This window comes from Aurantimonas sp. E1-2-R+4 (assembly GCF_036549515.1).
GTDB classification, from domain to species: domain Bacteria; phylum Pseudomonadota; class Alphaproteobacteria; order Rhizobiales; family Rhizobiaceae; genus Aurantimonas; species Aurantimonas coralicida_A.
Genome location: NZ_JAZHLK010000076.1, coordinates 1 through 9,832 on the forward strand (window position 1 = coordinate 1; position 9,832 = coordinate 9,832).

The 9,832-nt window shown below is 66.7% G+C and carries 10 protein-coding genes; 3 read left to right on the forward strand and 7 right to left on the reverse strand.

Annotation, left to right across the window (positions count from 1 at the left end):
- The 6 genes from fni to VQ045_RS20410 all read right to left on the reverse strand — a co-directional run.
- The coding region (fni, locus tag VQ045_RS20385; RefSeq protein WP_331831419.1) for a type 2 isopentenyl-diphosphate Delta-isomerase at positions 1-936 on the reverse strand (936 nt) is incomplete at its 3' end.
- A gap of 102 nt (positions 937-1,038) precedes the next feature.
- Entirely contained in the window at positions 1,039-2,598 is a 1,560-nt protein-coding gene (locus VQ045_RS20390; RefSeq protein ID WP_331831420.1) for an ATP-binding protein, read from the reverse strand.
- A gap of 138 nt (positions 2,599-2,736) precedes the next feature.
- Complete coding sequence (locus VQ045_RS20395) at positions 2,737-3,048, reverse strand: HigA family addiction module antitoxin (protein ID WP_331831421.1); 312 nt, start codon at positions 3,046-3,048, stop codon at positions 2,737-2,739.
- A 10-nt stretch (positions 3,049-3,058) separates the two neighbouring features.
- Positions 3,059-3,337: a type II toxin-antitoxin system RelE/ParE family toxin gene (locus VQ045_RS20400; protein WP_331831422.1), complete on the reverse strand. Its 279-nt coding sequence runs from the start codon at positions 3,335-3,337 to the stop codon at positions 3,059-3,061.
- A gap of 63 nt (positions 3,338-3,400) precedes the next feature.
- Positions 3,401-4,084 carry a D-lyxose/D-mannose family sugar isomerase gene (locus tag VQ045_RS20405; RefSeq protein WP_331831423.1) on the reverse strand — a complete coding sequence of 228 codons (684 nt, stop codon included), beginning with the start codon at positions 4,082-4,084 and terminating at the stop codon, positions 3,401-3,403.
- 28 nt (positions 4,085-4,112) lie between these two features.
- On the reverse strand, positions 4,113-5,399 hold the full coding sequence (locus VQ045_RS20410) for a glycerate kinase type-2 family protein (RefSeq protein WP_331831424.1): 1,287 nt from the start codon (positions 5,397-5,399) through the stop codon (positions 4,113-4,115).
- Positions 5,400-5,619: 220 nt separating this feature from the next.
- Here VQ045_RS20410 and VQ045_RS20415 point away from each other — a divergent pair, with 220 nt between their 5' ends.
- From VQ045_RS20415 to VQ045_RS20425, 3 genes are read left to right on the forward strand one after another with little or no spacing between them, the layout of a single operon-like run.
- Positions 5,620-7,038 (forward strand): cytochrome ubiquinol oxidase subunit I, encoded by a 1,419-nt coding sequence (locus VQ045_RS20415; RefSeq protein WP_331831425.1) that lies wholly within the window; start codon positions 5,620-5,622, stop codon positions 7,036-7,038.
- Positions 7,039-7,048: 10 nt separating this feature from the next.
- A complete protein-coding gene (gene cydB / locus VQ045_RS20420; protein ID WP_331831426.1) occupies positions 7,049-8,047 on the forward strand; it encodes a cytochrome d ubiquinol oxidase subunit II in 999 nt (332 codons plus the stop codon).
- Positions 8,044-8,181, forward strand: coding sequence for a DUF2474 family protein (locus tag VQ045_RS20425; protein ID WP_331831427.1), 138 nt, complete (start codon positions 8,044-8,046; stop codon positions 8,179-8,181). The genes cydB and VQ045_RS20425 overlap by 4 nt, the downstream gene beginning before the upstream one ends.
- Here the strand turns inward: VQ045_RS20425 and VQ045_RS20430 are convergent, their stop codons facing one another.
- Complete coding sequence (locus VQ045_RS20430; RefSeq protein WP_331831428.1) at positions 8,182-9,663, reverse strand: UdgX family uracil-DNA binding protein; 1,482 nt, start codon at positions 9,661-9,663, stop codon at positions 8,182-8,184.
- Positions 9,664-9,832 lie beyond the last annotated feature (169 nt).

The following is a 9,832-nucleotide window of genomic DNA, read 5'->3' on the forward strand; positions in this document are numbered from 1 at the left end:
CGAGCGCTCGGCATGGGGCAGCGAGGCCGCCGCCTGGCCGGCCAGATCGGCGCCGAGGCGGATCGCCCTGGCCGCGTCAACCCCGTCGCGGACCCCGCCCGAGCCGATGATGAGCGTGTCCGGGCAGGCGGCGCGCACGTCGACGATCGCGCGCGGCGTCGCAATGCCCCAGTCGGAAAACACCAGCGCCGTGGCGCGGGTCCCGGCGTCCGCAGCCCGTTCCGCCTCGACCGCGGCCCAGCTGGTGCCGCCTGCGCCGGCGACGTCGATCGCCTGGACGCCGGCATCGACCAGCCGTCGCGCCAGCCGACCGGACAGCCCGGCGCCGACTTCCTTGACCACGACCGGAACCGTCAGCGCCCGCGCCAGCCCCTCGATCGCGGCGAGGACGCCGCGCCAGTCGGTGTCGCCGCCGGACTGCACCGCTTCCTGCAGCGGATTGAGATGGACGATCAGCGCGTCGGCGTCGATCATCTCGACGGCGCGGCGGGCCTCGTCGGGACCGTATCCGAGCGCCAGCTGCGCCGCGCCGATATTGCCAAGGATCGGGATGCTCGGGGCCAGGGCGCGCAACGACCGGTCGAGCCCGCCGGAGCCGCGCCCTTCGAGCGCGATGCGCTGCGAGCCGACGGCAAAGGCGAGGCCGAGCGTCTCGGCCGCCTCGGCGAGATGGGCGTTGATCCGGGCCGCGCGCTCGGGGCCGCCGGTCATCGAGGCGATCAGCAGCGGCGCCTTGAGCCGGCGGCCAAGGAAGGTCGTCGACAGATCGATGTCGGCGAGCGCGATCTCGGGCAGCGCCACATGCTCGAAGACGATGCGGTCGAAGCCGTTCGGCGCCCGCCGCGCTGCGAACGACGGGGCGAGCACGATGTCCAGATGATCGCTCTTGCGCCCCTCGATGTCCCGCGAAGGCGCGGCGCCCGGTTGTTCTGCCACGTCGGCCTGTGTCCTGTCAGCGGCGGGTGGTCCTGATCGATGCGGTCGCCGCGCCCGATATTGGCATTTCGTTGCGGCCGGCGTCCACCGAGCGGCGATCCGTCAGCTTCTGGCCAGCCGCGCAGCCCGCCGCGCCCGCGCCTCGTCGAGCGCGTCGTGCTTGACCTCCGGCAGGCAGGTGCGCCAGTCGGTGCCGGCGATGGTGACGACCCGGTTGCCGCGAAAATCGGCGTCGGCGGTGATCAGGCCGCGCTCGTCCATGAAGCTGAGAAGGAACCGGCCGCGCGACGGCGAATGGCTGCCATAGGCGCGGGCCAGCGCTTCGTCGGACGGGCACTCCACGCCGTCGCGGGCGGCTCTCGCGAGCATCATATAGACGCCCTGCATCTCTTCCGGCAGGTCCGCGGCGCGCCCGACCACCGCCTGCCATGCCTCGTCCTCGGTCTCGACGGAGACGCCGGCCCGGGCCAGCGACAGCCGCCGCCGGAACGCCGCCATGTCGGTTTCGGCGCCGCGCAGACGCTTCAGCCGGCAATGGGTGAGGAAATCCTGGTAGAGCACAGGCACCGGCCGGAAGGCGGCGTCGGGGTCTTCGAGCATCTCGGCGAAGATCGCGTCGACCGCCGCCGCGCGCTCCTCGGCCGAGCGCGGATCGTCGTCGACCGGCTCGTGCCGCTCGGACACCGACGGCGCGGCGGCGACGCGCTCCAGGAGTTCGTGGGTCGCGACCGGCGCGTTCGCCGCCTCGAGGCGCTGCGACGGGCTCGCGAAGGGCCGCTGCGGACGCTGGCGCTCGGCCGCCCGGTCTTCTTCGCTGACGGTGAAGATCAGATCCTCCATCGTCTCGCGCGGCGTTTCCGGCAACGGCATCAGGGACGGCCGCCCGCTGCGCCCCGCCGTCTCGACCGCGCCGATCTTGATCGGCACCGGACGCCGCGACAGCGCCGGGCCGAGCGCGACGAAATTGCCGGTCTCCAGATCGCGGAACCGCTCCGCCGCCCGCCGGTCCATGCCGAGCAGGTCGGCGGCGCGTGCCATGTCGATGTCGAGGAAGGTGCGGCCCATCAGGAAGTTCGAGGCCTCCGCCGCGACGTTCTTGGCGAGCTTGGCGAGACGCTGGGTGGCGATGACGCCGGCAAGCCCACGCTTGCGGCCACGGCACATGAGGTTGGTCATCGCGCCGAGCGAGGCCCGGCGGGCTTCCTCGGAGTGTTCGCCCGCCATCGCCGGTGCGAACAGATGCGCCTCGTCGACGGCGATCAGCATCGGATACCAATGGGCGCGGTCGGCGTCGAACAACCCGTTGAGGAAGGCGGCCGCGCACATCATCTGCACCTCGGCGTCGAGCCCTTCCAGATCGAGCACCACCGAGGCGCGATGCTCCCGGATGCGTCGCGCGATCCGCGTCAGTTCCGCCGGCGTGCGGTTGGCGTCGACGACGACATGGCCGTAGCGCTCGGCCAGCGAGACGAAATCGCCCTCGGGATCGATGATCGCCTGCTGCACCCAGTCGGCGCTGCGTTCCAACAGACGGCGCAGCAGATGCGACTTGCCCGAACCGGAATTGCCCTGGACGAGCAGGCGCGTCGACAGCAGCTCCTCCAGATCGAGCTCCGCCGGTTCGCCGGTTTGGGTCGTGCCGAGATCGACGGCAATCGTCATGAGGAGTCTTTTCGCCGCAAGGGGTGGTCGTCGTTGATGCCGTGCAGGTCGACTCGGAGCGAGAACCGGCAGGACGTTCAGGATACCACGCGCCGGTGCCGTGGAGTCAGCCGCGCGGCATCATGTCCACAGAATCGCTCAGGCGGCGGTCAAGGTCGGGATCGCGCTGACGTCGACCTCGCGCTCGGCATGCCAGGCGTCGTGAGCGGCCTGCATACGGAGCCAAATCGCGGCACCATTTCCAAACAACTTGCCAAGGCGTACCGCGACGTCTGCCGATACCGGCTTCTTTTCGCGCAGGATGTCGTAGAGTTGCTGACGAGAGATACCGAGCAAGGCAGCGATTTCGGTCTTGGTGCGGCCCGTGGCCGGCAGAACGTCCTCGCGCAGAAGCTCGCCCGGATGGGTCGGACAGCGATTCGGGTCGCGATCTGTGGACATTTCCGTCATCGAGATAACCTCAGTGATACTGCTCAAGATCGATACGTCTGGGCTCGGCACCCTCAAACTCAAACGTCAGGCACCAAGACCCGTTGATGTGAATGGTGTACCGGGTCGGATCGAAGCCGAGCAAAGCATGAAAATCAAAGCCCGGCATTTTGAGATCCACGATCGAGCGCGCGACGTCCAACGCATCGAGACGACGAAGAATCCGCTTTTGCAAGTCGGGCCGAACTTTCGCCGATTTTCCGGTGGTCCAAAGCTGCTCCAGCGCCTTGCTTTTGAAGTCCTTGATCATCACTCACCGCATCAGGGTGCAACGTAAGCTAAACGCTTACAAACAGCAAGCGGCGGCGGCGTTTTACAGCCACTTGTCGTAATCCGACACCAGCAGATGCAGCGGGTCCTCGTCCTCCTCGATCTCGGCGAAGCGGCCGATCGGCTCGCGAAAAATGTTGTCGGTGAGATCGTCGTTGACGGTCGAAACCTCGCCGATCAAGACGTGGCCGCCCTCGCCCCAGAAAGCATGCCAGCTGCCGGGGAGCAGCGTCACGCTCTCGCCGGGCGACAGCTTGAGGATGCCGCCGGCCGGAAGCTTGCGAGTGATGCCGTCGGTGACGACCGTCACGTCGGCGGCCTCGTCGACCGAGCCATCCGGCGCGCTCTCGAAGAGTTCGAGCGCCAGCGTTGCGCCGCCGCGATTGATGATGTCCTCGGCCTTCACGATGTGGCGGTGCATCGGCGATATCTGGTCGTGCCGCGAGATCATGATCTTTTCGGCGTACAGCATGCCGCGTCCGGCCTGAAGGTCGGCGCTGTGGCCGTTCCTCACGGTGAACAGGAACAGGCCGAGCCTGTCGTAGTCGCCCTTACCGTAATCGGTGACGTCCCAGCCGAGCCGGCGCTCGACGATGGCCGACAGTTCGCTGCGGCGGGACTTCATCTCGCTGGGCGAGAGATAGGCGAAGGGCGGCATGACGTAGCCGAAGGAGCGGATGAATTCGTCGCCTTGGCGAATGATCTCGTTGACGCGCGAGCGTTTCATGGCTGGCCTCGTTTTTCTGCCGGGCCGCTCATCCGACGAGGATGATGCGGCAATCATTGACGTTGGTGTGGGTCGGTCCTGGCACGAACAGGTCGCCCAGCCCCTCGAAAAACCGGGTGGAATCATTGTCCGCGAGCGCCCGCTCGGCGTCGAGCCCGGCGGCTTTCGCTCGCGCCAGCGTGTCCGGCAGCACAAAGGCACCAGCGGGGTCGCTGGCAAGGCCGGTGCCGCCGTCGGTGCCGTCTGTATCGCCGGACAGCGCCGCGATGCCGGCTTCGCCATTAAGCGCGACGGCCAGCGCCAGAGCGTATTCCTGGTTCGGCCCGCCGCGCCCCTCGCCGCGGATCGTCACCGTCAGTTCGCCGCCGGACAGGATCGCCAGCCGCTCGCCGCGTGCCTTGGCATCGAGGGCCAGGCGCGCATGCTGACGCGCCACGTCCCGCGCCTCGCCCTCGACATCGGCGCCGAGGCTGTGGACGGTATAGCCGAGCGCGGTCGCCACGCTTTCGGCAGCGTGTAGCGAGGCGGCCGGCGTGGCGATCGTCCGGTAATCGCTCGCCGCGAAGATCGGATCGCCCGGCTTCGGCGACTCGTTCTTCGGGTCCTCAAGCGCCGTCCGGCACGACGGCGGCAGGTCGATACCGCGCTTTGCGATGATCGCCCGCGCCTCGGCGAGCATCGTCGGATCGGGCACGGTCGGTCCGGACGCAATGACGCTCGGGTCGTCGCCCGGCACGTCCGAGATTGCCAGGGTGAGGAGGCGGGCGTCGCCGCAGGCGCGGGCGAGCCGGCCGCCCTTGATCTTCGACAGGTGCTTGCGCACGCAGTTGATCTCGCCGATCCCGGCGCCGCTTCTCAGCAGCGCCCTGGTCACGGCCTGCTTGTCGGCAAGGCTGACGCCGTCGGCGGGCAGCAGCCAGTTTGCCGAGCCCCCGCCCGAGATCAGTGCCAGCACGAGGTCGTCCGGGCCGGCCGCCTCGGCAAGTTCGAGAACCCGCGCGGTCGCAGCGAGCCCGTGTTCGTTGGGCAGCGGATGGCCGGCCTCGACAACGGGAATCGGCCCGGCATCCAGCGCATAGCCGTCGCGGGTGACGGCGACCCCGGTCAGGCGGGCGTCAGGGACAGCGTGGGTGCCGCGATAGTGCGCCACGACCGCCGCCGCCATCGAAGCCGCCGCCTTGCCGGCTGCGAGGATGACGATCCGTCCGACGGGCGGCTTCGGCAAATGTGCGGCCAGAATGGTTGAAGGGTGCGCGACCGCCACTGCCCGCTCGAAGATCGCGATGAGATCGTCCCGCATCCGGTTCTGGTTCATTTCGCCCCCGCCCGCTCAATCAATCGCCGCCTCTATAGCAGCCGGGCCATGGGACGGAACAGCGGTGAAAGGGCTTGGCGAAACCCGACATCGCGTGGCGCAGCATTGGGAACGACGGCAAGCGGAGGATGGCAAAATCGTCGTGAGCACCTTCTTACGCGGTGCACGCGGCCTATGTTGGGCGCACACCCGCGTCGCAGGAACAGCCGAAGGCAGCGCCATGTTCGAAGGCTTCGATCCCGTCCTTCTCGCCCGAGTCCAGTTCGGCTTCACCATCGCATTCCACATCATCTTCCCGGCCTTTTCGATCGGGCTTGCCTCCTATCTGGCTGTGCTGGAAGGGTTGTGGCTGGCGACCGGCAAGCCGGTCTACATGGATACCTTCAAGTACTGGGTAAAGATCTTCGCGATCAGCTTCGGCATGGGCGTCGTGTCGGGCATCACCATGAGCTACCAGTTCGGCACCAACTGGTCGGTGTTCTCGGACAAGACGGGCCCGATCCTCGGTCCGATGATGGGCTATGAGGTGCTGTCGGCGTTTTTCCTGGAGGCCGGCTTCCTCGGCATCATGCTGTTCGGCCAGAAGCGGGTCGGCGCACGATTGCATTTCGCCGCCACGTTCGTCGTCGCACTCGGCACGGTGTTTTCGGCCTTCTGGATCCTGTCGGTCAATTCCTGGATGCACACGCCGACCGGCTACGGGATCAATGCCGTCGGCCAGTTCGTGCCGGAGGACTGGTGGGCGATCGTCTTCAATCCTTCCTTCCCCTACCGCCTCTTCCACATGGTGCTGGCGGCGTATCTGACGACCGCTTTCGTCGTCGGCGCGGTCGGGGCATTCCACCTCCTGCGTAGTCGTTATAACGCCAGCGCTCGGCTGATGTTCTCGATGGCGCTGTGGATGGCAACAGTCGTTGCGCCGCTCCAGATCATCGCCGGCGACGAGCACGGCCTCAACACGCTGGAGCATCAGCCGGCCAAGGTCGCTGCCATGGAGGGGCATTTCGAGACCAATGTCGACGGGCCGATGCCGCTAACGCTGTTCGGCATCCCTGACATGGAGGAAGGGAGGACAAAATATGCCGTCGATATCCCCTATCTCGGTTCGCTCATCCTCACCCGGTCGCTCGATGGCACGGTGAAGGGGCTCGACGCCTTCCCGCGCGAGGATTGGCCAAATTCAACCGTCGTATTCTGGTCGTTCCGGACCATGGTCGGCATCGGCTTCGCCATGCTCGGTATCGGGCTGTGGTCGCTGTTTCGCCGGGCTTTCGGCTCGATCTACGAAAGTCCCTGGCTGCAGCGAGCGATGATCGCCATGGGGCCGATGGGCTTCGTCGCCGTCATCGCCGGTTGGATCACCACGGAGGTCGGTCGCCAACCCTTCACCGTCTACGGTCTTCTGCGAACGTCCGAGAGCGTCTCGCCGATCGCGGCGGAGGCGGTCGGCGCGTCGCTCCTAGCCTTCATCATCGTCTATTTCCTGCTGTTCGGCGCCGGCACCTTCTACATCCTGCGGCTGATGTCGAAAGTCCCGACGCCCTTCGAGGAAGAGACGCTGGATCACCCGACCCGGACCGCCGGGCTGGCCTCGTCGGCATCAGCAGACGGTCACGCCGCCGTCGATCCGGCTGAATAGGGAGACGACGATGGACCTTGCGATTCTCTGGGCATTTCTCATCGCTTTCGCCGTCATCGCCTATGTCATTCTCGACGGCTTCGACCTCGGTACCGGCATTCTGTTTCCCCTCCTCGGCCGGACCGAGAACCGGGACACGGCGATGAACACCGTGGCACCGATCTGGGACGGCAACGAGACCTGGCTGATCCTGGGCGGCGGCGGCCTGTTCGCGGTGTTTCCGCTGGCCTATGCGATCATCATGCCGGCGATCTATGCGCCGATCATCGCCATGCTGCTGGCGCTGATCTTCCGGGGCGTCGCCTTCGAATACCGGTTCAAGACGGTGCGCGGCCGCTGGCTCTGGGACGTCTCGTTCTTTCTCGGCTCCTTCGTCGCGGCGCTCAGCCAGGGTATCGCCCTCGGCACCCTGGTGCAGGGGATCGAGGTTTCGGGCCGCGCCTATGCCGGCGGCTGGTTCGACTGGCTGACGCCATTTTCGCTGATGACCGGTGGCGCCGTCGTCATCGGCTACACGCTGCTCGGCGCAACCTGGCTGGTGATGAAGACCGACGGGGAATTGCGCGACATCGCGCGACGCTATGCCTTTTTCGCTGGGGTCGGCACGCTGTTGCTGATGGGCGCGGTCAGCCTGTGGATGCCGTTTCTGAAGGAGGAGTTCTACCTGCGCTGGTTCGCTTTCCCGCAGATCCTCTATGTGGCGCCGGTGCCGATCCTCACCGCTCTCGCCGCCTTCAGCCTGTTGCAGTCGCTCGCCGCCGGCAAGGACGTGCGGCCTTTCCTGTCCGCACTGGCGCTCTTCCTGCTCGCCTTCGCCGGGCTCGGCATCAGCTTCTACCCGAACATCATTCCACCTGACGTCACCATCTGGGAGGCCGCCGCGCCGGATGCCTCGATGGAATTCCTGCTGGTCGGCGCATCGGTGCTGATCCCGATGATCCTGATCTATACCGGCTATGCCTATTGGGTGTTCCGCGGCAAGATCCGCCCCGGCGAGGGCTACCATTGAGCCGCGCCCGAGGCGGGGCCGGCGACGAAGGGCCGCTGTGGCAGCGGATCGGCTGGTTCGTCCTCTTGTGGCTCGGCGGCGTCGCCGCCGTCGGGCTCGTGGGCTTGGTGATCCGCAGCGTGCTGATCGGCTGATCAGGCCGCCAGCTTCAGTTCCGGCAGGAAGTCCAGCACCATCGCCATGTCGGCGTTGAACGCTTCGCTCTCGCGCGCCCGCACCGCCTCGTCGGGAAGCCGCAGGATATAGGACGGGTGGATGGTGACCAACAGCTTGGTCGCCTCGTCGAGGTCGATCAATCGCGAGCGGGCGTCGCGAATGGTCACCGATCTGCCGAGCACGGCCTGCGCCGCCGTCGCGCCGAGGGCGACGATCAACTTCGGCTTGATCAGCTCGCGTTCCAGATCCAGCCACCAGCGGCAGGCTTTCACCTCGCCGGCATTGGGCTTGGCATGGATGCGACGCTTGCCGCGCGGCACGAACTTGAAGTGCTTCACCGCGTTGGTGACATAGCCCTGCCGCCGGTCGATACCGGCTGCGGCGAGCGCCTGATCGAACACCTTTCCGGCCGGTCCGACTAAGGGCTCGCCGGCGATGTCCTCCTGGTCGCCCGGTTGCTCGCCGACGAAGATCACCGGCGCGTCGTCCGGTCCCTGGCCGAATACCGTCTGGGTCGCGGGCTCCCAGAGCGGGCACGCCTTGCAGGACTTTGCCGCAGCGCGCGCCGCGGCAATTGTCGTCGGCCGTTCGCCGGCCATGTCCGCTGCGTGGTCGGGGCCCGTGCTCGTCTCCGCCATCCGCTCGCGCTCCATCCGTCGCTCATGGGATAAACTCGGCAGGGTCGGCGCGGTTGCGATCATACGGCGGGCGGCCGCCTCGGCGCCGGCGACAAGCGGCTTGATCAGCGCCGTCTCCGGCATGTTGGCCCAGTATTTCTTGGGCATTTCAGCCTGCATCGCCTTTACTTTCAGCCGCGCCGGATTGAAGATCGAAGCGTAATAGGTCAGCCACAGCGCTTCCATGTCGTCATCTTGCGGACGCATGTCCTTCGTCGCGCCCGGCAGAAATGCCAATTCCGCGCCATCCCAATGGACCGAGCGCTCGGGGGTGAGGATCGTCCAGACCATCCCGGCAAAGCGGCGGGCGAAGAATGGCGCGGTCAGTTCGACGACGTGGTGGAATGGCTCGAACCAGGCGACATAATGCTTGCCGCCCTCGCCGTCCTCGACCTCGCGGAAGCGGACGAAGGCCTTCATCTTGTGGCTGTCTCGCCGCACCGCTTTTTCCATCGCGGTGGCGCGGAGCACATCGGGATCGGAGGCGATCTCGAGCAGCCTCTTTTCCGTCTGCAGCCGCCACAGCAGGCGATAGGCGAAAACAAACCGATCCGCGTCGGCGTGGCAAACCAGTTTCTTGGCGAAGTCGGGAAAGGCCTTTGGAACCGTCGGTTGCGCGGCGTCGGCGGGCGCTTCGGGCAAGGGCTCGGCGAACAGGCCGGGTGCTTCATCCCCGACGACGAAGCTCAACGCCTCGGGCGGAATGCTGAGCGCCAGCGCCGTGCGGGCGGCCGGGCGCCAGCCGTCGAAATCGGCGGAACATGCGAGACGAGCAACATGCATAACCGCAGCCCTTCGTGGGTTGTTGCTATTGCAGCTAACTTCCATGCCGGTAGCTCCTAATACCAACGGGAGCGAAGGCCGACTCTTCGGGGATTCCCAAGCTGACAGAATTCTGAATCACTGTGACAAACGGAGGTTTGTCATGGCAGCACCGGTTCCCCTTCACACG

What these genes read in the sequence shown, in the direction of transcription:
- VQ045_RS20430 (WP_331831428.1), bottom strand. Translation starts at nt 9,663, where the DNA reads ATGCATGTTGCTCGTCTCGCATGTTCCGCCGATTTCGACGGCTGGCGC.
- cydB (WP_331831426.1), top strand. Translation starts at nt 7,049, where the DNA reads ATGGACCTTGCGATTCTCTGGGCATTTCTCATCGCTTTCGCCGTCATC.
- VQ045_RS20405 (WP_331831423.1), bottom strand. Translation starts at nt 4,084, where the DNA reads ATGAAACGCTCGCGCGTCAACGAGATCATTCGCCAAGGCGACGAATTC.
- VQ045_RS20400 (WP_331831422.1), bottom strand. Translation starts at nt 3,337, where the DNA reads ATGATCAAGGACTTCAAAAGCAAGGCGCTGGAGCAGCTTTGGACCACC.
- VQ045_RS20390 (WP_331831420.1), bottom strand. Translation starts at nt 2,598, where the DNA reads ATGACGATTGCCGTCGATCTCGGCACGACCCAAACCGGCGAACCGGCG.
- VQ045_RS20415 (WP_331831425.1), top strand. Translation starts at nt 5,620, where the DNA reads ATGTTCGAAGGCTTCGATCCCGTCCTTCTCGCCCGAGTCCAGTTCGGC.
- VQ045_RS20395 (WP_331831421.1), bottom strand. Translation starts at nt 3,048, where the DNA reads ATGACGGAAATGTCCACAGATCGCGACCCGAATCGCTGTCCGACCCAT.
- VQ045_RS20410 (WP_331831424.1), bottom strand. Translation starts at nt 5,399, where the DNA reads ATGAACCAGAACCGGATGCGGGACGATCTCATCGCGATCTTCGAGCGG.